This window comes from Noviherbaspirillum aerium, assembly GCF_008929045.1.
Taxonomy (GTDB): Bacteria; Pseudomonadota; Gammaproteobacteria; order Burkholderiales; family Burkholderiaceae_D; genus Noviherbaspirillum; species Noviherbaspirillum aerium.
Genome location: NZ_VFAH01000030.1, coordinates 44,712 through 65,905, shown reverse-complemented (window position 1 = coordinate 65,905; position 21,194 = coordinate 44,712). Strand labels below are relative to the sequence as shown.

21 protein-coding genes are annotated in these 21,194 nt (G+C 61.1%); 9 read left to right on the top strand and 12 right to left on the bottom strand.

Annotated elements, in window-relative coordinates:
- Window positions 1-588: phosphopyruvate hydratase (eno, locus tag FH061_RS26495; protein WP_449866999.1), on the top strand; the 588-nt coding region annotated here is incomplete at its 5' end.
- Window positions 589-801: 213 nt separating this feature from the next.
- Here the strand turns inward: eno and FH061_RS26490 are convergent.
- The 3 genes from FH061_RS26490 to FH061_RS26480 all read right to left on the bottom strand — a co-directional run bounded on the left by FH061_RS26490 (window position 802) and on the right by FH061_RS26480 (window position 3,259).
- Entirely contained in the window at window positions 802-1,368 is a 567-nt protein-coding gene (locus FH061_RS26490) for a chromate transporter (protein ID WP_192805270.1), read from the bottom strand.
- 16 nt (window positions 1,369-1,384) lie between these two features.
- Window positions 1,385-1,915 carry a chromate transporter gene (locus tag FH061_RS26485; protein ID WP_225984904.1) on the bottom strand — a complete coding sequence of 177 codons (531 nt, stop codon included), beginning with the start codon at window positions 1,913-1,915 and terminating at the stop codon, window positions 1,385-1,387.
- Window positions 1,916-2,245: 330 nt separating this feature from the next.
- Window positions 2,246-3,259 (bottom strand): porin, encoded by a 1,014-nt coding sequence (locus FH061_RS26480; RefSeq protein WP_151638832.1) that lies wholly within the window; start codon window positions 3,257-3,259, stop codon window positions 2,246-2,248.
- A 726-nt stretch (window positions 3,260-3,985) separates the two neighbouring features.
- Between FH061_RS26480 and FH061_RS26475 the strand changes: the two genes are divergently transcribed.
- On the top strand, window positions 3,986-5,014 hold the full coding sequence (locus tag FH061_RS26475) for an isocitrate/isopropylmalate dehydrogenase family protein (RefSeq protein WP_151638831.1): 1,029 nt from the start codon (window positions 3,986-3,988) through the stop codon (window positions 5,012-5,014).
- A 76-nt stretch (window positions 5,015-5,090) separates the two neighbouring features.
- Here the strand turns inward: FH061_RS26475 and FH061_RS26470 are convergent, their stop codons facing one another.
- Window positions 5,091-5,630 carry a hypothetical protein gene (locus FH061_RS26470; protein WP_151638830.1) on the bottom strand — a complete coding sequence of 180 codons (540 nt, stop codon included), beginning with the start codon at window positions 5,628-5,630 and terminating at the stop codon, window positions 5,091-5,093.
- Window positions 5,631-5,984: 354 nt separating this feature from the next.
- Here FH061_RS26470 and pstS point away from each other — a divergent pair, with 354 nt between their 5' ends.
- Window positions 5,985-7,028 carry a phosphate ABC transporter substrate-binding protein PstS gene (pstS, locus tag FH061_RS26465; protein ID WP_151638829.1) on the top strand — a complete coding sequence of 348 codons (1,044 nt, stop codon included), beginning with the start codon at window positions 5,985-5,987 and terminating at the stop codon, window positions 7,026-7,028.
- 279 nt (window positions 7,029-7,307) lie between these two features.
- Window positions 7,308-7,637: a hypothetical protein gene (locus FH061_RS26460; RefSeq protein WP_151638828.1), complete on the top strand. Its 330-nt coding sequence runs from the start codon at window positions 7,308-7,310 to the stop codon at window positions 7,635-7,637.
- A 103-nt stretch (window positions 7,638-7,740) separates the two neighbouring features.
- On the opposite strand, the gene FH061_RS26455 is transcribed toward FH061_RS26460, so the two are convergent.
- The 5 genes from FH061_RS26455 to FH061_RS26435 form a co-directional block, all read right to left on the bottom strand.
- The gene (locus tag FH061_RS26455) at window positions 7,741-8,598 is read right to left on the bottom strand and encodes an endonuclease/exonuclease/phosphatase family protein (protein WP_151638827.1); all 858 of its coding nucleotides are present in this window, start codon (window positions 8,596-8,598) and stop codon (window positions 7,741-7,743) included.
- A gap of 583 nt (window positions 8,599-9,181) precedes the next feature.
- On the bottom strand, window positions 9,182-11,401 hold the full coding sequence (locus tag FH061_RS26450; protein ID WP_151638826.1) for a hybrid sensor histidine kinase/response regulator: 2,220 nt from the start codon (window positions 11,399-11,401) through the stop codon (window positions 9,182-9,184).
- Between the two features lie 157 nt (window positions 11,402-11,558).
- Window positions 11,559-12,188, bottom strand: coding sequence for a pyridoxamine 5'-phosphate oxidase family protein (locus FH061_RS26445; protein ID WP_151638825.1), 630 nt, complete (start codon window positions 12,186-12,188; stop codon window positions 11,559-11,561).
- 46 nt (window positions 12,189-12,234) lie between these two features.
- The gene (locus FH061_RS26440; RefSeq protein ID WP_151638824.1) at window positions 12,235-12,450 is read right to left on the bottom strand and encodes a hypothetical protein; all 216 of its coding nucleotides are present in this window, start codon (window positions 12,448-12,450) and stop codon (window positions 12,235-12,237) included.
- Complete coding sequence (locus FH061_RS26435; RefSeq protein WP_151638823.1) at window positions 12,447-12,659, bottom strand: DUF4177 domain-containing protein; 213 nt, start codon at window positions 12,657-12,659, stop codon at window positions 12,447-12,449. Before FH061_RS26435 ends, FH061_RS26440 begins: the two co-directional genes overlap by 4 nt.
- 373 nt (window positions 12,660-13,032) lie before the next feature.
- Between FH061_RS26435 and FH061_RS26430 the strand changes: the two genes are divergently transcribed.
- Window positions 13,033-13,812, top strand: coding sequence for a fused MFS/spermidine synthase (locus FH061_RS26430; RefSeq protein WP_151638822.1), 780 nt, complete (start codon window positions 13,033-13,035; stop codon window positions 13,810-13,812).
- A 39-nt stretch (window positions 13,813-13,851) separates the two neighbouring features.
- Here the strand turns inward: FH061_RS26430 and FH061_RS26425 are convergent, their stop codons facing one another.
- Together FH061_RS26425 and FH061_RS26420 are read right to left on the bottom strand one after the other, a co-directional pair.
- Window positions 13,852-14,250, bottom strand: a complete 399-nt coding sequence (locus FH061_RS26425) for a lysozyme inhibitor LprI family protein (RefSeq protein WP_151638821.1) — start codon at window positions 14,248-14,250, stop codon at window positions 13,852-13,854.
- 153 nt (window positions 14,251-14,403) lie between these two features.
- Window positions 14,404-15,222: an alpha/beta fold hydrolase gene (locus tag FH061_RS26420; RefSeq protein ID WP_151638839.1), complete on the bottom strand. Its 819-nt coding sequence runs from the start codon at window positions 15,220-15,222 to the stop codon at window positions 14,404-14,406.
- A gap of 281 nt (window positions 15,223-15,503) precedes the next feature.
- Here FH061_RS26420 and FH061_RS26415 point away from each other — a divergent pair, with 281 nt between their 5' ends.
- The gene (locus FH061_RS26415; protein WP_151638820.1) at window positions 15,504-16,193 is read left to right on the top strand and encodes a gamma-glutamylcyclotransferase; all 690 of its coding nucleotides are present in this window, start codon (window positions 15,504-15,506) and stop codon (window positions 16,191-16,193) included.
- 50 nt (window positions 16,194-16,243) lie between these two features.
- Here the strand turns inward: FH061_RS26415 and FH061_RS26410 are convergent, their stop codons facing one another.
- Window positions 16,244-16,510 carry an MbcA/ParS/Xre antitoxin family protein gene (locus FH061_RS26410; RefSeq protein ID WP_192805269.1) on the bottom strand — a complete coding sequence of 89 codons (267 nt, stop codon included), beginning with the start codon at window positions 16,508-16,510 and terminating at the stop codon, window positions 16,244-16,246.
- Window positions 16,511-16,794: 284 nt separating this feature from the next.
- Between FH061_RS26410 and FH061_RS26405 the strand changes: the two genes are divergently transcribed.
- The 3 genes from FH061_RS26405 (at window position 16,795) to FH061_RS26395 (ending at window position 21,160) form a co-directional block, all read left to right on the top strand.
- Entirely contained in the window at window positions 16,795-16,992 is a 198-nt protein-coding gene (locus FH061_RS26405; RefSeq protein ID WP_151638819.1) for a hypothetical protein, read from the top strand.
- Window positions 16,993-17,480: 488 nt separating this feature from the next.
- Window positions 17,481-19,115 carry an FAD-dependent monooxygenase gene (locus FH061_RS26400; protein WP_151638818.1) on the top strand — a complete coding sequence of 545 codons (1,635 nt, stop codon included), beginning with the start codon at window positions 17,481-17,483 and terminating at the stop codon, window positions 19,113-19,115.
- A 491-nt stretch (window positions 19,116-19,606) separates the two neighbouring features.
- Window positions 19,607-21,160 (top strand): DUF4214 domain-containing protein, encoded by a 1,554-nt coding sequence (locus FH061_RS26395; RefSeq protein ID WP_151638817.1) that lies wholly within the window; start codon window positions 19,607-19,609, stop codon window positions 21,158-21,160.
- Window positions 21,161-21,194: the final 34 nt, after the last annotated feature.

The window sequence follows — 21,194 nt, the reverse complement described above, 5'->3', positions numbered from 1 at the left end:
GAGCCGGGCACGCAGATCGCGCTGGGCCTGGACTGCGCCGCCTCCGAGTTCTACAAGGATGGCAAGTACCAGCTGCACGGCGAAGGCCTGTCGCTGTCATCGGCCGACTTCACCAACCTACTGGCGACCTGGTGCGACAAGTACCCGATCATCTCGATCGAAGACGGCATGGCCGAAAATGACTGGGAAGGCTGGGCGACGCTGACCAACGCGCTGGGCAAGAAGGTGCAGCTGGTGGGCGACGACCTGTTCGTCACCAACACCCGCATCCTGCGCGAAGGCATCCAGAAGAACATCGCCAACTCGATTCTCATCAAGATCAACCAGATCGGCACGCTGACCGAGACGTTCGCCGCCATCGAAATGGCCAAGCGCGCCGGCTATACCGCCGTGATCTCCCACCGTTCGGGCGAGACTGAAGATGCAACGATCGCCGACATCGCGGTTGGCACCAATGCGCTGCAGATCAAGACCGGCTCGATGTCGCGTTCGGACCGCATGGCTAAGTACAACCAGCTGCTGCGCATCGAGGAAGACCTCGGTTCCGCGACTTCCTATGCAGGCCGGTCGGCATTCAGCAAGTTCTGAAGACGACGGACGTAGTAACGAAAGGGGCCGGCATGGTCCCTTTCATCTTGCCGGCGCGGGAAGGCGGTATTCGGAGAACAGGCGCATCAGGCTTCGTGCCTGCCCGTCGAGGCCTTGCGCAGCAGCGGCTGCTTCTTTTGGCAACGCAGCCTTTTCCTGCGTGCCCTGTCCATGGTCGCAATGACCTGATTGGCGTGGATACGGGCGCATGTTCTACAAATGAATCCAGCCGAACCAGCCAGCTGCGGCGCCGGCGGCAAGCAGCCACAGCAGGTGAATCCGGGTGCGCCAGACGGCAATGGCACTCAAGGCGGTGAGCAGCCACAAAGGCCAGTCCCCGGATGACCGGCTGCCCGATGTCGCGATGATCCAGCCGGATGCAATGAGGAGTGCGACCACCACCGGCGCCAGCCCGAGCTTGAAGGCTCTGACCGATGGAAGAGTGTGGTTGCGAAGTGCCCAGCGAACTGCAAAGTAGGTTACGGCCGTACTTGGCCCCAGCATGCCCAGCATGGCCAGCAGTACTCCCAGGAATCCGTATCCGATGCCGCCGGCATTGAGGCCGACATTCCAGCCAAGCACGGCGACAAACAGGACATTGGGGCCGGGTGACGCCTGCGCGATGGCTATCGAGGTACTGAATTCGATATCAGTGAGCCAGGCCTGTTCCACGACAAGGAAACGGTGCATCTCGGGCACTGTCGTGATGGCGCCGCCTATCGAGAGCAGGGACAATTGCGCATAATGCCCGAACAAGGCCAGCCAATCCATCCAGGACATGTTCATCGGCAGTCTTTCAGCGCTTGATTTTAAGGTAGGTCACGCCGCAGGCGATCAATCCGAGCGAGGGCAGCACATAGACGAGAGGCCAGCGCAGGAGGGCGACGCCAACGAAGCTGGCGCCGCCGAGAAGTACGCAAACCGGAGTCCCTAGCGGATGCTTGCGGAGGCCGGAGGCAAGCTTGAGACCCATGCCGATGATCATGCCGGCGGCAACCGCGCCCATGCCACGCAGTGCATTGGCGACCTGTGGATAGCTGGAAAATTTCGCATAGAAAAATGCAAGCAGCAATGTCGCAATGAGAGGCACCGTGAAGAGACCCGCCAGCGCCGCCAACGCACCCCGCAGGCCGAAATGGCGGCTGCCGAAGATCAGTGCCATGTTTGCGATGTTGGGACCCGGCATCACTTGCGACACGGCCCAGTCTTCAAGAAACTGTTCATTGGTCAGCCATCGCTTCTGCTCCACAAGTACGCGCTGCACGACCGCAAGCACGCCTCCAAAGCCTTGCAAGGCCATGATGGAAAACGTGAGGAAGAGGTCCATGCATGAATGCGGGGACAAGGTGGCAGGGGAGGTGGCGGACATATTGAGTTCAATGTTCAGGCGCAGGGCGTGAATGCATAACGTGCACGCCGTCCCCGTCGGCCGGCTGGTCGGCGAGCGGCTTGATCGCCGGTGTCCGGTCAGGAAGAATGCCCATGGCGCTTCAGATATCAGGGGCAGGGCACAATGCCGGCAATGGCCGGTAATGGCCGGCTCGATGCGACGACAGGGGCGTCGATGCAAGGCACCGCATGACATCCCTTCTCCCGAATCCGCAAGACGGCTTTGCATCTGCCTGGCGAATTCGGGAGCCGATGTTACGCCGTCCGATCAGAAGCGATGGCGGATGCCGGCGTTGAAGACGCTGGTATCCACGGCGCCCGCCGGCTTGCGGTTGAGGCGGCCGTACGATGTGTAGAGATTGGTCCGCTTCGACAGCGCATGCGTATAACCCAGTGCCCATTTGTCGGCATCGGCTCCTGCGCCGGTCCGGTTATCGTGGCGGAGGTAGGAAGCGATCACGGTACCCGGGCCTACCGGTGCGCTCACGCCGAGCATCGCATCGCGGCTCTTCGCAGTGGTCACGCCGGCAGAGGTCTCGCTCTCGTTGTTCGCATAGGCAGCGTGCAGCTTGACGACCTTGAGATCGTAGACGCCGCCGACGAAAGCGGTCTTGCCGTCCGCGGTACCGGCCGCATTGTTGTTGTCATGGTAGCCGACCAGCGCGGTCAAGGGACCCGCCGCATAGCCGCCGGAAAAACCAAGCTGGCGCCCGGCCGAGGTGCTGCCGGCGACCTCGCCGAACCCGTAAGCGATCTGGGCGCTGAAGCCGCCGAAGTTCGGCGTTGCGTAATTGATGGTGTTATCCATGCGCACGTTCTCCGCGCCGATATCGGTGCCGGCGGCGTACAGGCCATTTGCGGTGAACACGGATTCGATATCGCCTGCAAGGCCGGTGCCGAAGGGATCGATGGTGTCGAGGGCGCGATGCAGCGGCGTATCAAGGCGACCAAAGCGCACGGTACCGAATCCGCCTGCCAGGCCGACGAAAGCCTGGCGGCCGAACAGGCGTCCGCCTTGTCCCAGCGCGCCCGTATCGATGTTGTAGCCATTTTCCAGGGTGAAGATTGCGGACAGCCCGCCGCCCAGGTCTTCGGTGCCACGGAAGCCGATGCGGCTGCCGGATTGAATGCCGCTGCCAAGGCCCCAGACAGCTTCGGTCGTGCTGGTGTCGCTACGTGTCAGGCCGACGTCCGCTACGCCATAGATCGTGATGTTGGTCTGGGCGGCGGCGGAACCGCAGACGGCGGCCAGCGCTGCGAGCGCGATGATTGTCTTGTTCATTAAATCTCCACTTGAATTACTAGTTATTGTGCGGAACGGTGAAGCGAGGATGCGGCATTGTTCGATCGCCTTCCGGTAATCGCTGATGGACAGATGTCATCGCAAGGCCGTCGGGAGCGAACGGGCACACTGTAGAATTGTTCTAAAATAGTGTCAAGTACAATATGTGTAGTGCGGAACCGGCTCAAAATGGGAAATATATTGTACTTAAAATGTACTAAGTGAAAATGTGTATCATCAAATCGAACAATCGCTTCATCACTGGCAACGGAGTGTGGCGAATTCTCCCGGATCAAATCGCATGCATAAGCTCGTCCATCGCGCTGCCATGAAATGCTGATCCACCCACATGGCCTTGCCAGCCGAAAAAATGCATCGATCTCATCCGGCATGGGCTCGCGCGGGATCGGCGTGACATCGATACTGATGCCGCATGCTGCTCTTCCCTTCCGGCCATGCACCTTTCCGGAGCACGTTGATGCCGGGCATGACCGCTTGCATTGAAAGCCCGATGACAGCATTCAGCAGCTATCATGCAAAGGTATCAAGGCGTGTCATCCACCGGTTCACCCAGGCATCCGCGCCGAAACGCGGGTTGCGGCTCCTTGCCGAAACACCGCCATGACGCTTCGCTGCGCCCGGGCCGGCAACGCATGGACCCTGTTGCCTCTGGAGACCGGTGGGTGACACGCCTTCACGCGACGATCAAACAACAAGGAGGCAGCAATGGAAAGCGCACGCACCGGCATACCGGCAACCCTGATTCCGGGCGATGGCATCGGACCTGAAGTGACCAAGGCAACGGTCGACGTACTGGCGGCGCTGGGATCGCCCTTTGAATGGGAAATCCAGAATGCCGGCATGGCCGGCATCGAAGCCGGCGGCGATCCTCTGCCCGCGGCAACGCTCGACAGCATCCGCCGCACCCGGCTCGCGCTCAAGGGCCCGCTCACAACGCCTGTCGGCGGCGGATTCCGCTCGGTCAATGTCCGCCTGCGTGAAGAGTTCAAGCTGTATGCGAATCTGCGCCCGGCCAAGACCATCATTCCCGGCCGCTATGAAAACATCGACATTGTCCTGGTGCGCGAGAATATCGAGGGCCTCTATGTCGCGCATGAGCATTTCATTCCTGTCGGCGATGATCCGCGCGCCGTGGCAGTGTCCACCGGTGTGAATACCCGCGACGGCTGCCGCCGCATCGCGCGCTTTGCCTTCGAGTATGCGGTGAGGAACGGCCGCAAGAAGATCACGATCGTGCACAAGGCCAACGTCCTCAAGGCGCTGACCGGCATTTTCCTGGAAGCCGCGCGCGAGGTGGCGAAAGACTATGCGGGCCGGGTGGAGGTGGATGACCGCATCGTCGATGCCTGCGCGATGCAGCTGGTGCTCAACCCCTGGCAGTTCGACATGCTGCTGTGTACCAACCTGTTCGGCGACATCCTGTCCGACGAACTCGCGGGCCTGGTGGGCGGTCTCGGACTGGCGCCGGGCGCCAACATCGGCGAGCACGGCGCCATCTTCGAAGCCGTGCATGGTTCGGCCCCGGATATCGCCGGCAAGGGCGTTGCCAATCCGGTGTCGCTGATGCTGGCTGCGGGCCTGATGCTGGACCATGCCGGCAAGCCGGAACTGGCCGCCCGTCTGCGCGCCGGCATCGAGGCCACGCTGATGGAAGACAAGGTGCGTACACGCGACCTCGGCGGAACGGCATCCACCGAACAATTCACTGCGGCGCTGATCAGGCGTCTTGGATAGAACGGCTAGGAGCGAGCGGCTAGGCGGCTTCAGGCCGGGCCGTTGAGCCTGCCGGGCGATTGCCACTGTCACGCTGTCATAGCGCGGCGATCGCCCGCCGTACCTCTTCCAGGTAAGCGCCGGCCTTGCCGGTGCCGGTCTTCGATTCCAGGATGGCGAGGTGCCAGTAGGCCGCCACCGACTGCAATGCCTCGCGATCGCCGGCATTGTCGATGCGCCTGACAAGATCCCCGGCAAGCAGGCCGAGATGGCGGCTTGCCGCTGCGGCCATCATTTGCTTGACCGGCGCAAGCGCGGCGCGCCGGATGCCATCTTCCTTCGCGCAAGAAGGAACCGCCTCGTCATTCCTTTCCGAAATGAACAGCTCCGCCAGGAGAAAGGGCACGGTTTCCCGCAATTCGGGCAAGGGAATGAAGCCGGCGATCGCCGCCAGATCCTTCTTGCCATTCATCATGATCAGTGCCCTGCGCTGCTTGGGCGACAGGCCGAACGAGCGCAGCGATACTTCCTCATGCCCGCGCGCGGTCTTTGCATAAATGGCGGAAGGCCGCAGAACCAGGTCCGGCACATCGCCGGGGCTCGGGCATATCACGGTCTCGGAAAATGATTCAGGCATGCGAGTTCGATCGACGGTGTCATGAGCTTCATTTCAGGCATGGTAGCCCGGCGTCATGTCATGACGATGACAGGCTGGCCACGGCATGCGATTCCACCATCAATCTCAAGCCCTAGAGCGGATTGCAGGTGAATGGTCGGTCGCCTCGGCTTGCCCTGGGCGCCTGGCCGCGCTGTTCGTCGCCGGTGCGGCCCGCCACACGGCGCTCCTCCCGCCTTGCCCTGCATCCCAGGGAAAACCGATTCTTCCATACAGCCACCTGCAATCCGCTCCAGCCGCCTTCACGTCATCGGCGGGTCACAATTCGTGGGTATCGTTGCCAACGTTTTGATAATCCACAAAGAAGGAGTAGTCATGCGTCTTGGCAAGTTCATTCAATCTTTCGGAGCGATGGCGATTGCGGCAGCCGCGTTTTCCCATGCTTCGGCGGCCGACATCACGGGTGCGGGCGCGACCTTCCCCTATCCGATCTATGCCGCCTGGGCGCAGGAATACAAGAAAGTCACCGGCACCGGCCTCAATTATCAATCCATCGGCTCCGGCGGCGGCATCAAGCAGATCAAGGCGAAGACCGTGGACTTCGGCGCTTCCGACATGCCGCTCAAGGCAGAAGACCTGGAAGCCGACGGCCTGATGCAGTTCCCGGCGATCATGGGCGGCGTCGTGCCTATCGTTAATATCGACGGCGTCACACCGGGCCAGCTGAAGCTGACCGGCGGCGTGCTGGCGGACATCTATCTCGGCAAGATCACCAAGTGGAATGCTCCCGAGATCGCGGCGCTGAACGCGGGCGTCAAGCTGCCGGCCGAAGACATCACCGTCGTCCATCGCGCCGACGGCTCCGGCACTTCCTTCCTGTTCACCGATTACCTGTCCAAGACCAATGCCGAGTTCAAGTCCAAGGTAGGCTCCGGCACCGCGGTCAAATGGCCGACCGGCGTGGGCGGCAAGGGCAACGAAGGCGTGTCGGCCAACGTGCAGCGCATCAAGAATTCGATCGGCTATGTGGAATATGCCTATGCCAAGAAGAACAAGATGTCGCATACGCAGATGCAGAATCGCGACGGCCAGTTCGTGCAGCCCGACGACGAGACTTTCAAGGCAGCCGCAGCCGGCGCCGACTGGGCCAAGACGCCGGGCTTCGCCGTGGTGCTGACCGACCAGCCCGGCAAGAGCAGCTGGCCGATGACGGGAGCCTCCTTCATCCTGATGCACAAGAGCCAGGCCGATTCCGCCAAGGGCAAGGAAGTGCTGAAGTTCTTTGACTGGGCGTACAAGAACGGCGGTGCGATGGCGGCCGACCTGGATTACGTTGCCATGCCGGCACCCGTGGTCAAGCTGGTGCAGGATAGCTGGAAAGGCCAGATCAAGGACGGCAGCGGCAAGGCCGTCTGGTAAGTCAGCCGGATAAGGCAGCACGCACCGCATCATCACCGGCGTGGCGGAACACTTCGCCACGCCGGTCTCTTGCATCATCCGCTTCCATCATTCCACCGCGATTGTCCTCATTGCTCAAGCGCTCCTGATCGCGCATCTCCTTGCGCTTCCGCCGTCGTCGCTCGGAGCGATATGTCCTCCTGCCATCATGTTGCGATTTGTTAAGCGCGGAGAGCAGGGCATTAAACTTGCGCGGAAATGCACGGTCACACCGACATTGTCATCTCTGCAGGAGAACGCATGCCGGCCAATGCAGCCAAGGAAGCCATTCGTTATCTCGACAAGGAAATTGCCGCAGCGGTGGACCGCAGCGGCCAGGGTAGCACCGCGCGTGAACAGGCCAATCTCGAAGGACCTTCGCACATCGGCGCCATCATCGTGTCCGCCGAGGAAACAACCGGTTCGGATTCGCTTTCCTTCCATGCCTACCTGGAGTTGTACGACGAGGCCGAGCACCAGTATGAAGCCGAGGTGGCGGGCACCTGCGTGCGCATGCTTGCGCCGGAAGGAGCATGGAGGCTGACCCATCTGCGGGTAATCGATTCCGGCGCGCTGCCGAAGGGCGGCTGAGCCGCGGCCAATGTCGCGACTTCGCTCCAGGCGGTGTTTGATAAGCGTCGCATACGCGACCCGACGCAATTCCGAGCCGCTCGCGCCGCTGAACAAGCGCAGCCTAAGCGATGTCGATCATCATCGGCTGGTGATCGGACGCATCACTCTGCGGGTCCGCTCGCACCTCCCTGACTCGCGGCGCCAGATCGCTGCTGACAAAAATGTAATCGAAGGTGAATGGCGCCTGCGGCCATTGCTCCTTGTCGTACAGGCCAACGGTGGGCGGCCGGGAGGCTGCAGGATGGAGCACTTCCCATGCATCCCGGTAAGCGGGTGTTTCGCCGTCGATGTTGGCGGTCAGAAGGGCCTTGTCGGATGAATCGGGAAGGAAATTGAAGTCTCCGGTCAGGATGGCCGGACCGCCCCGCTGCGGCACATGAAACGGCCCGTCGGACGGCGTTCCCACCAGCTGGTTCTGCGAGTGCATCCATGCTTCATGATGGAGCAGCCGCAGCCTCTCCACCTGTGCCCGGCGCTGCTGCAGCGAATAATATTCAAGATGCGTGGTTGTCACCCGCAGCGGACCGAGCGGCGTCTCGAGCGTGGCTTCCAGCGCCACCCGCTGCATGCTCTTGACGCCGGCCTGCGGCGGCCACGGCAGCAGGTGAGCGAAGGTCTGCCGCACCGGATAGCGGGACAGGATCATGTTGCCGAAGCGCCGGCGCTTGCCCATGCCCATGCCATCAGGCAGGTCGGTGGCGATACCGGCAACAGGCATGAATTCCGGAAGCCGCGATGCAAAGCCGGCGAACTGGTCCGAGTCATCGTTGCCCGCCAGATCGGCAAAGCCGGCCGACACCTCCTGCAGGCAGAGCACATCAAAATCAGTAAAGCGCCGCGCATGGTCGATAATGCGGTCGAGATCCACCCGGCCATCGACGCCGCGCCCCCATTGGATATTCCACGTGACAAGTTTCATATTTATCTAAGAAGCTAGCGTTCGTGCGGGTTAGAAGGAAATTCAGTTGTTCGAAAATCATTCTGGCTACCCATCTAGCTACCCACAAAAGCGGCGGTGGGATTTGGCGGTGGATAGGGGCGCGCGGCCCTCTACCACCATCCTAATCCACAATGCCCAGTACGCTTTGTTCTATCTAAACAGGCATTGACGCTTGCCCGCGATTACTCCGCGCCGGATGCGATCGTCACCACCGGCGTGGGAGTGAATGCGCTGCGGTCCGATTCGTGAAGGCGGCGCGGAGTCCATGCGGAAAAGGCAGCGCAGTTCATCTTCATCGAGGCATTGCCCGCATCCACGATTGCGTGGAGTGGCTTGCGTGATGGGCATGGCTACGGCATGGCCGCGCCGTCATGCCTGCCGCAGGTCCGGTACCATGCCGCGTTGTCTTCGTCTCTGCCCTCCACGTGACGCTGGATTGAGCAGCAGGACAGTCGCATGACGTCCCAAGGCAACAGATCCCCGCCACACCAGCGCAAGAGGGAGGTTATGTCCTCCAGCCGATCGACTCGTCAATGATGCGGCCGTTCCGCGGCCGGCCTCCTCACTGGCTGAGCAGCTTTACCGCCTTGCCGATTTCGTATGGCTTGGCCAGCAGCTGCACGCCGGGGATGTCGATGCGCTTGTCGGTATAGCCGGTACTGAGTACCACCCTGATGCCCGGATAGCGCTCGCTTACGATTTTCGCCAGGTCGATGCCGCTGATGCGGCCCGGCATCACGATATCCGAAAACACGACGTCCGGACGGGGATGCGCGCCGCTCTCCAGCATTGCCAGCGCGGCATCGCCTGAGCCGGCAACCAGCAAGCGGAAGCCGGCTGCCTCCAGCGCCGGCAGCACCGCCTCGCGCACCAGAGGATCGTCCTCGACCAGAAGCACGGTCATGCCGCGCCCCGCGCCGATGGCTGCCGGTTCCGCATCCGGCAGCTCCGCCATCGCGGAAACCGGGTGCGTTCCCCTGGGCAGGTATATCTCGACGGTGGTGCCGGCACCAGGCGTGCTATGCAACAACAGCGTACCGCGCGACTGCGTCGCAAAGCCGTACGCCTGCGGCAAGCCCAGGCCGGTGCCCTTGCCGACCCCCTTGGTCGTGAAGAAGGGATCGAGTGCCTTGGCCAGAACCTCCGGCGGCATGCCGAAGCCGGTATCCGAAACCGCGATGCGCACATAATCGCCGGCGGGCAATGTGTTCAAAGGATGCGTTAAGGCGTGGTTGCCCGCCTGGACACGCAGCCGCCCGCCTTCAGGCATAGCGTCCTTGGCGTTGAGCGCGATATTGAGCAGGGCGAGCTCAAACTGCAGCGGATCGACCGTGACCTGCCACAAGCCGGGGGCGCAGTCGACTTCGAGCGCGATATTGCTTGGAAGTACGTTCTGCACCAGTTGAACGAAACTGCCGATGCGTTCGTCGACGCTGGTGGTGACCAGGCGCGCATCCTGTATGCGGCCGAAGGCGCCGAGCTGGCTGGTCAGCGCCGTGGCCCGGTCCACTGTCTTCTTGCAGGTTTCGATCAGGGATTGCACGCGCTGCCGGTCCGAAGTGATCTCGGCCAGCTGCAGCGCGGTGGCGAGGGTTTGCAGGAGGTTGTTGAACTCATGCGCGATGCCGCCGGTCAGCCGGCCGAGCGCCTCCAGTTTCTGGCTCTGCAGCAGCGCCGACTGCGCGCGCTCGAACGCGGACACCGCCTCGGCGACGCGCTGTTCAAGTTCGGTCTTGGCGCGCTGTATCTGCCGGCTGGCATTCACCATGGTGTAGCCCACCGTATCCGCTTCGGCCAGACCCTGCGGCGTGTAGCTGACTTCCTGCCCCTGCCCGAGGATCTCGGCGGTCCTGCCGAGATCCTCGATGGGCCGGATGACGCCCGAGGCGAAGCGGCGCGCCGCGATCACCGCCAGTGCCAGCAGCAGCAGCATGACGGCGCCCAGCAAGGCGGCGGCGCGCAGGGCGACACGCCGAACCTCCGCTTCCGGAATGCTGATCAATACTTTCCAGTCGGCGTTCGGCACATGGCTGTAGAACGCCTTCACCGGGATGCCATCGAGCGAGACACTGCGATAGACGCCTTCCCGGCGGCTTGCCAGCTGCTGGCGGCTGCTTTCGCGCAGCACCCGTCCGACATTGCTCTGCGGGTCCCGGGTGCGCGCAACAATCGTACCGGTACGGTCAACGATCGAACCTATCCAGCGGGATGGAAAACTCTGGGCCTGGAACAGCGACTGCAATTGCGCGGTGTGCACTCCCATCATCAGGAAATACCGGATCTGCCGGTCGACCTTCACCGGCACCTGTATGTTGAAGTCGTAACGCCTGCCGACCGGCGCGAAAAACATGTCGGACACCAGCGTGTTATCGGCGCCGTACCTGTCCATCAGTTGCGCCAGGTTCGATGAGCGCTGCGTCGGCACCGGATCGCCGAATGCGGCCCGGGTATTGAAGACCTGGCGGCCGTCGGGCTCGATCAGGATGATGGCGGTATCCGCGGTTGGCGCCATCTTGCGGGCGAAGGCATAGAACAGGGAGAAATCCCTAGCGCGTATGCTGTCTTCCAGCGACGGCGAGCTGGCCATGGTCCGCAGTATGCTTTCCCGGTTGCGCAATTCGCTGTCGACCAGCAGCGCAAAGGCGCGCGCCGTCTCGGCCACGGTACGCTCCTGTGCCTTCTGCTCCTCGCGGTAGACGTACGAGACCACCAGCGCCGATGCGATGAAGGTGGGCAGGAACAAGGCAAGGACGAGCAGCAGCAGGCGGTTTCTAATGCGCATTGTGAATGTGGTGACGGTAGGCTTGCGAACCGCACAGTGTATAGAAAATCCGGAGCGGGCAAGGTTGTGCGCCGGCGCCTGCTGCCGGCGCCGGGTCGGTACGACGGGAATGTTTTAGGCGCAACTGATCGAGCAGCGGCGCGCTGCCGTCATTGCGTCAATAAATGCTGGTCTTCAGGCGCTCGGGCAAGTCCTGGTCATACTGCTTTCCATCGATCTCCTGCCGGCTCAGGTCTTGCAGGATCGTCCCGAGACTCGGCAGGGAAGAGCGGGCCACATGCTCTTCCGCATCCCACAGCCGGGAGCGCAGTATCGCCCGCGAACACTGGAAGAAAACGGCATCGACATGAATTTCCAGCACCGAACGAGGCGGCTTCCCATCGATCGCGAAGCGGTCCAGCACCGCCGGGTCGATCAGGATGCGCGCCCGGCCGTTGACGCGCAGGGTTTCGCCGACTCCCGGAATCATGAACATCATGGCGACGCGTGGATCGGCAATGATGTTCCTCAGGCTGTCGATGCGGTTGTTGCCGCGCCGATCCGGCAGCAGCAGCGTCTTTTCATCGCGGACCTCGACGAATCCTCTCGGATCGCCCCTGGGCGACACATCAAGACCGCCCGGGCCGCTCGTGGCCAGGGCAAGGAAAGGAGAGGCTTCGATGAATGCCCGGTAATGGGGGTGGAGGTAATCGACCTCCTTGCTGATCGATGCCGCCGCAGGCACGCCGTAAAGCTGTTCCAGCGCCGCCATGTCGGAAATGCTCAAGGGCTCATTCTCTGCGTGCATCGTTGGCTCCTCCGCCGGGTTGTCGAAGTGTAGGGATGTCCGTCGATCATCCATCAATGAAGCCATTGTCCTTCATTTTCTTTTCCGAGACATATTCCCTGACGGCGAGCGTGACGACAAGGACGATCCCGATCAGTATGCCCGCCGTGACGGACAGTTTGAAAAACACTTGTGCCGAGACCGGCTGGATCCAGATCTGGGCAATGGCGAGCAATGCCCAGGCGACCGCAATGGCAAGCGTTGTCAGCAGGCCGGCTTTCATTCATCCCTTTCCAGGACGACGACATAGGCTTCCCTCTTCCAGAGAAGCAGCATGCGCCGGATATCCTTTTCCATGGTGATGACCCGCCAGCCCTGGCTGGCATTCTTGTTCAAAAATTCGGTGAAGCGGACCGGGTCGACTTTGGAAGCGCCGAGCAGCAGCGAACCCAGCATGCCTTCCTGATAGATAACGACTTTGTATTGTTTCATGGTGTGAATGAGTGAAGAAAAAATCGGCACATGCGCCCGGCAGGATGATATCTCCGCCGCGCGCGGCCGCGCCAGCCCGATAGTAGGGGAAAAACGCAAGTCGTGAGAACGTGATCGATCACGGCGATGATCTCAAGCCGCCTATCCCAGCGCTGCACCCTGTCCAGTCCCGAGCGCCAAGGAGATACCTGGCACTGTACTCGATCGCCGCGTTCATCGGTGAACAATGAGCCAAGCAAAAGGCAGTTGGCTTCCGCCATGCCGCCCGCCGCATGGCCATCGTTTGTTTTCATCGCGCCGGAACCATGCCTTGACGGATGTTACTCATTCGTTATGACACAGGGCATCGTGCCGATCACGAAAAGAGAAGCGCATGAACTACAAGGCATACGAAATCGCCGGGACCGACTACGTGATCGTTGATCATGAGGGATATCGCTATCTGATGACCCGGCAAGGAGAAAATGCGGCACACGGCCGCATGGTGCTGGAAGATCCGGACGGCCTGCCCGGGGAATACCTCGTCGCCACGTTGCGCGTGATGCTGTTCAAGCCGGATCCTGCAGATGTGCTCAACGTCGGTCTCGGCACTGGGATGCACGCCAAATTCTTTCATCGCTTCATGCCGAAGACACGTGTCGTCGCGGTGGAAATCGATCCCGATATTGTTGCCGTTGCACACCAATATTTTTTCTTGCCGCCCGACGATGAACGGCTTTCCATCGTCATCGACGACGGCGCGCGTTATCTGGCGCGGCAAAGTGACCGGTACGATCTGATTTTTTCCGATTGTTTCGACAACACGTTTTCCATGATCGATTCGCTTGCCGACGAGCCCTACTACCGCTCCTGCAGGCAAGCCTTGCGGACCGACGGAATCCTGTGCATCAACGTCTTCCGCAGAGATGCGGATTGGCAGAAATGGCATCTGGCCTTGCTGCACTCATTGTTCGCGGCAGTGCTGGTGGTGGCGGTTTCCCATGAACAGAATGTGGTGTTTGCATTCAAGTCGGCGCCCGAGCTGGACCTCGATGTGCTCGCCGAGCGTGCCCGCGCTCTTGAACCTGCTCTGCAACTCGGGCTGCCGGATTTCGTTGATCGGCTTCCGGCACTCTTGTATCTCCAGTCTCCGATCCATGCGGTAGCGCCATGATATCGAGCCTGCAAAACGGGTGCGTCTTCCCGGTCCGTCCTATTCCGCCTCGAAATATTCAAGGTCCTTGATGCGCTTTTCCGCATGATTCTGCATGCAGCCGATATGCATCATGGTGCGAATGCTGCCGCCCGCATGCTTCTGATAGACGGCATTGCAGTCAGCCTCGCGGAATTTGACCCATGCCCGCTGCGCCGCGATGAATGCGTTACGCACTTTCGCATCCGGCTGTTCCGCATCCTTGTCGTCAAGCGACTTCAGAACCCGCTGATAAACCCGGTTCAAGGTCGCTTCGACTTTCTTCTGTTCGATCGAGGCGCATTGATTCAGGTCTGGCGTCGTGATCGCCTTGCTGCAGTCCAGGCCGAAAGCGCTCCTGGATGCGGCCAGGATGATCAGGTAAAGGAGGGTGCGCTTCGCGATGGAGAAGTAAGGCATGGATTTGCGGGGGCAGGACGTCGTCCCTGAATGATAAACGGGTTGCGGCACGGGTCAAGCGCCATCGGGCAGGAAGCGGCGGCATGGTTTCGGACCGGGAATGGCGACGGCGATGGCGCGGAAGGCGCCGCCGCCTTTGTCATGTAACCGCTCTCATCCGCATGAGGCGATGAACCCGCTGATCAGGGCAATGGTTTCTTCGGGCCGTTCACGGTGCGGCACGTGATAGGTATCCTTCATGATCTCCACCTGCGAAGGCCCGCCGCTGAGCTTGCCGATCAATTCCGGATGCCGCGTCGAACCATATTCGTCGAACTCGCCGTGAATCGCCAGCACCGGGCAGACTAGCTCGGGCAGAACGCCTGCGATAGTCCATGAGGCGAATGCCGGATCGAGCCAGGTGCCCGTCCAGGCATCAAGCACCCACGCCGCCTTGTCTCCGTGGTACTTCTTGAGGCGATCCACCTGCTTCTCATCCTGGAACAGCTGTTGCGCCTCGCGAATGCCCTGCAGGGTCCGGTCTTCGGGAAAGACTTGCGCCGACTCGGTGATCAGCGCCTCGCAATCCGCGGCGAAGAGAGCGGCGCAGTGAACCGCCATGCCGCCGCCGACGCTGTGGCCGAGGGCGATGAATTTTTGCAGACCCAGCTGTTCCCGCAGCACCGGAAAGTAGGCATGCGCTTCCTCGGCAACGAAGTCCAGTGCCGGCCGGTCGGTCCGTGCATCGGATTGTCCAAACCCGAGCCTGTCATAGGCGATGATGGCGCGCCCGGTGGCTGCGCTCAGCTGCGCCGGAAAATCGCGCCACAAGTCCACGCAGCCCAGTGAATCGTGAAAGAGCACCATCGGCGCTTTTTCCCGGAACGCGTCTGTATCGCGCGGTCCATTCCAGGTTCTGACGAAGATCTTTCCGCGTGGATGGTCGATCCGGAGGTCTTTGGAAACAATGTCGGCGGTCTCGAAGTTTTTCATGTCGGCGATGTGATGGTTGATCTTGATCTGGCAATGGCTCTGCTCTTCCAGCGGAGTGGATACGGCTCCCCGCCGATGGGCATGGCAGGCAGGTTGGCGGGCGGCCCCGTTACCGGTTTGCAAGCTTATGATAAGCGACCTGGATTTTCCGCGTCGAAGGTGGAACCGGGTCCCATCGGCGCAGCATGGAGGGCAAGCAGCGCGCGCATTTTGGCCGTACACTGCCAAGCTGATGGCGCGCAATGGCGCCGCTTCGTGCCAAGCCCTGGAAAGTCCCAAGCATGCCCGCTCGCCACATGGCCCTGACCGCCGACCTGGTCGCCCTGGTGCATCGACAGGTCGAAGACCCGGGGCCGCTTCCCGATGTCGGCTATCAGACGGACGGCGATTACGACAGCATGGTGGACGGCCTTCTTCATGCGCTTCCCGAACAGGAAGACGCCTGGCTGTTTGCGTTCGGCTCGCTGATCTGGAAACCCGAATGCGAGTTCGCGGAAGAACGCTGCGGCACGGCGCATGGATGGCACCGGTCATTCTGCTTCCGGATCCGACGCCATCGCGGCACGCCGGAATGTCCGGGGCTGATGATGTCCCTCGACCGCGGCGGCCAGTGCACGGGCATGCTGTACCGCCTGCCGCGTCGGGCGCTGCGCGAGCAGCTCCACAAGCTGTGCCGGCGCGAAATCACCATCAAGCCGCCGAACACGGTACCGCGCTGGATCAATGTGGCGAGCGATGGTATCTCCATGCGCGCCATTGCCTTTGTGATGAACCGGGAGTCGAAGGCGTATGTCGGCACACTGGCGCCGGAGGAGATTGCGGAAGTTCTTTCCAGCGCATGCGGCCACTGGGGTTCGGGCGCGGAGTACCTCTTCCATACGGTATCCCGGCTTGAAGAGCATGGAATTCATGACCGCTACCTGTGGCGCCTGCAGGAGCTCGTCGCACAGCGGATTGCAGCCGGCAGGTAACCGCACCGGCGGCATGTTCCCTGAAATTCGCCTCAGTTGCCTCAGTTGCTTTAGCCGCCCGACGCCTGCCTGAGTGATGCGATATGGCCGAGCACATCGTCCGCGCGTCCATCGTTCACCAGCTGCGCCGGAGTCTTGCCGTCAAAGGCAGGCAATGGCTGGTTCATCCACGCGCTTGCGGCGTCATCGCTTCCCGCGATGTCCCGCGCGCTGTGCATTACCGTGTAATAAGCCTGCGCCTTGCGCGACTGCTCCTGAAAACGTGCCCGCAGCGCATCGATTCCCTGAGGGGAAAGATTGCCTTCTTCTTTAGTCATGACTGGATGCCTTGCAAAACTGGGAATTGTACGCACGACGTGCCTTGTCTGCTGCGCGCCATGCTTCTGGCCGCGATGAACAGCTGCATTAGCTAGGATATCTGCGGTTGGAGCGGGACCGCATTGCCATGACATCATCATCTGCCAGGTTGACGGCTCCACGGCGAACGGAACAACTGGTGCTATGATGGCCTCCCGCCGTTTGTGCCTTTTTGCCGTTGCTCCCTAGTGCGATGCGGCTTCGGCATTGAACGGCGGATTTCAACTAAAGACAGGAAATTGCAATGGCCAAGAAAGAAAAGCTCGATCCGGAAACAGAGGCACTGATCGCATGGTGCACCGAGGTGGAAGGCTTTCTTGTCGCCGGCGGTGCTACGCTCGCCCAGGCGCAGGAACATATCGAGGAACAGGTCGAGTGGTTCACCGACATGTTCTATGAAGGATTGTCGCCGGAAGACGCGGCGAAAGCCGCATTGGCATGACCGATGCCATCATCCCGGAATGGCCGCAATGGCCATTCCGTTGACGCGCCGTTGATCTACCGGCTGCCTTCAGCTTGCCTGATCGGGCCGGGAGCGCGCCTGTTGTACCGTTCCCCTGCTGTTTCCCCCGCTGTTCCCGTGTTCATGCCCGACTCGTCCTGGTGTCAGGCTTCCTTTGGCAAAACTGTTCTAGAATAAAAAGACAAGACCTGAGCAGAAAGCCATGTAGTTTCGGCGGAGCATTTTTTCCATGGCAACACAGCTCCCTGCCGCCGCAGCTTTACAAACGCAGCGTGGTGAGGCAAGTTAGTTAAATGTCGGCCAGATGATGGACGCGCATGACGTCGAACCCGTGCCAGCGAGGCGCGCAAGGTTTCGGTCTCCCCATCCTTCTTGCTTGCCCCGGCCCGATGTTATGGAGTCATGATGTCGCCGCATTTGCCTTCAACACATCTTCCACTTATACCATGAGTGAAATCGGAGAGCGGATGAACACCAAGGTGCTTATTGTCGGAGCCGGGCCGACCGGCTTGATGCTCGCCAACCAGCTTGCAAGACGGAATATTGCGGTAACCATCATTGACCAGCATGCCGGTCCGTCCACGCAGACCAAGGCGCTCGGCGTGCAGGCTCGCACGATGGAAATCTACTCCCGGCTCGGCATCGCGGAGCGCGCGCTCGAACTCGGCAAGCGCGCTGCCGGCGCCACCATCTGGGTCAAGGGAAAATCGGTGGCGCGGGTGCCGCTGGGCGATATCGGCGCGGAGATAAGCCCCTATCCTTTCCTGCTGATACTCGGGCAGGACGACAATGAGGCGCTGCTCGGAAATGCGCTTCAGGCACATGGCATATCCGTGCAGTGGAACAGCAAGCTTGTCGATCTTGTGCAAACCGCCGATGGTGCTCTGGCAAGGATAGCGCGGCAGGACGGATCGATCATGGAGATCGCCGCGGACTGGGTTGCGGGCTGCGATGGTCCGCGCAGCATGGTGCGCGATGCATGCCAGATTCCTTTCTCCGGCGCGCTCTACCAGCACGTGTTTTATGTCGCCGATACGCAGGCAACCGGTTTCATGAAGCCGGACGAACTGAACGTCTATCTCTGGCGCGGCGGATTCCACCTGTTTTTTCCATTGCGGGGAAAGGATCATTGGCGCGTCGTCGGCATTCTTCCTGCCGAGCTGCACGACAGAGAGGCGCTTGACTTCGATGCGGTCGCTCCCTTCGTGCGCAGGGAAGTCGAAGGCGCGGAGCAGGGGACCGCATTGTCATTCCAGGAATGCCGCTGGTTTTCCACGTATCGGGTACACCACCGGCGCGCCGAACGCTTTCGCGACCGCAGATGCTTCCTTCTCGGCGACGCCGCCCATATCCACAGCCCTGTCGGCGCGCAGGGCATGAACACCGGCCTGCAGGACGCCTACAACCTTGCATGGAAGCTGGCGCTCGTCATCTCCGGGAAAGCGGACGAAGCCTTGCTGGATACCTACGCAATCGAACGCATACCGGTCGCCGAACGCCTGCTGAAAACCACGGATCGCGCATTTTCCTTTCTTATCTCGGAGCGGTGGCTTGCCGAAGTGTTTCGCACGCAGATCTTTCAGCAGATCGTCGCAAGGGCAATGACGCGGGAGCGTACCCGCAAGCTGGCATTCCAAACCATCTCCCAGACCGGCATCCGCTACCGCCGAAGTCCCCTGTCACGCATGCAGGCGCACATGCCGGAAACGGCGCCGCAGGCGGGCGATCGGTTTCCCTGGCTGCAACTGAAGTTCACCGCAGGCGGTCCGGTGGAGGATCTGTTCAGGAAACTCGATGACAGGGGGTTCCATCTCCTGCTGTTCGGTCAGAAGCCGGACGCAGGCGGCCTGCAGGCAGGAGCTGACGGAATCATCCGCATCCATGAGATACCGAGAGACACCTTCAATGACCAGGTTCTCGCGCACGCCGGCATTCCGCTGCCTTCGTTCTACCTGGTGCGCCCGGATGGACATGTGGCAATGGCAGGTGCCGGACTGGATAGCCATGCGCTGCATCACTATCTGACCGATGCCCTGAAACTTCATCCACACGCGGCAACGGCATCTGCCGCGGATAGCGCCGCCTCCCATTCTCCTCATTGACGGGAATAATTACCGCGCCACATCCGCGGTCATGCCGACAGGCATTCCGCCAGCAGCGATCAACAGGCAAAGCCTTGCAGGCAAGATTGCCTGTCGTTAACTCAACGCCAAGCTTTGAGATTCTTCAAACTTGCGGCCAGACTGCTATGGCACCGTAGACGCCTGCATGAATTGACCCGCGCCTCGACTTGCGCTGGCGCGGCTCGCCTTGCATGAATGCAATCCATCTCGGCCCCCGAATCCAGGCGGTAGGAAAGACAGGCTCGACCTGGTAATTCAAGCCGGAATTTTCCGGGCAAATGATGGACGAGAATCATGCGGATACTGCGTCAACAATGCGCCCAAGGCTCTCGCCTTGCCGTGCTTGTTTCCTTGTCCTGATTTCTAACGCGCGCCACTGGTCTGGCTGGCAGCAACAGTGGAAACGACTTGCCGACCAAGGCAGCGTCCTCCGTCCATAAGCCTCCTTTTTTACCTACGCAGGAAGATACATGGCCATTCCCTCGGCAACTCCTTTTCCTCTCACCGGCGACGTCGCAACCGATGTCACCACTCACGGCTACGCCTGGCAACTCGACGCCGGCCGTACAATACGCTGGTCGGTGGCCGGCGGACTGAACGGCGAATTCTGGAGCGACCCCAAAGCCATCGCCGATCAGATGAACCTGATTTTCGGCAGCCTGGCCTCCTATGCCAATGTGCAATTCGCCTACACGGGAAGCTATGCCAATCCGATAGCGGCGGCACCCAACTCGGATATCACGATCACCCTGAGCGGATCGACGGCACTGTTTCCCAGCGCTTCCATGTGGGCTCTTGCCTTCTTCCCGGACGCCAGTTACAACGCGGCTTACGAGGGTGCGCCGGGCGACGTCTTTCTGAATGTCCGCAGCCAAGCCAACTCCCTTGCCAGCTATGCGCCCGGGTCGGCGGGATACTTTCTTTTCCTGCATGAAATCGGCCATGCCCTTGGATTGAAACACCCCCATGACAGCGGCGGCACCGAACGGCCGACCTTCGCCCAGCTGGGGCTCACCGAACTGGACAACGACTGGTTCTCGGTCATGTCCTATGAGGACGAATTCAATTTCAACCTCACCAGCTACGATCCGGCGACGCCCATGCCGCTGGACGTTCTCGCGCTGCAGTATTTGTACGGCAAGAACATGAGCACCAACGCCGCCGACAGCACCTACACGCTCCCGGTCAATAATTTCTATTCCACCATCTGGGATGCCGGCGGCAAGGACACGATCGACCTGAGCAACGCGGACCGCGGCTGGTCCGTCAGCCTGCCGGACATGCAACTGTCCGGGCTGGTCGATACCAAAACCGGCATGGCCTTCCTGGAAAGCGAGAAGACTTCCTCCACCCCCACGACACTCCACTGGCTGATGGGAGACATCGAGAATGTGACAGGCTCCGCGTTCACCGACACGCTGGCCGGCTCCCCGGGGACCAACGTCATGCGGGGCGGCGGAGGAAACGATGCGATCGATGGCGGAGCTGGGACCGATTATGCATTCTTCGGATCGTCAAAGGACACTTACGCGATCACGCGGGCACCCGCCGGCATTACTGTCGCATCGAGAGCCGGCAATGAAGGAACCGACAGCCTCAGCAATGTGGAGCGCCTGTTCTTCGCGGACAGGAGCGTCGCCTTCGACGGCACCGGCGAATCCGGATTCCGGCTTTACCAGGCGGCGTTCGACAGAAAGCCGGACGAGGCAGGGCTGGGCTACTGGATCGCGCAGCTTGACGCAGGGCTCAGCTTGCAGGACACGGCCTGGAATTTCATCGCGTCGCCGGAGTTTCAGCAAAAGTATGGCGCGGATCTGAACAACGCCGGTTTCATCACCGCGCTATATGCGAACGTGTTGCACCGCGCACCCGACGCCCCCGGCTTTGCCTACTGGTCCGACGTGCTGGAGCGCGGCGCGATCAGCCGCAATGCCATGCTCGCCGAATTCAGCGAAAGCCCGGAGAATGTCGCCCAGCTTGTCGGTGCGGTGCAGAACGGCGTCGACTATATCCAGTACGGATAAAAGCGTCTTCGCATTTGTCATCGCGTTGCGCCGC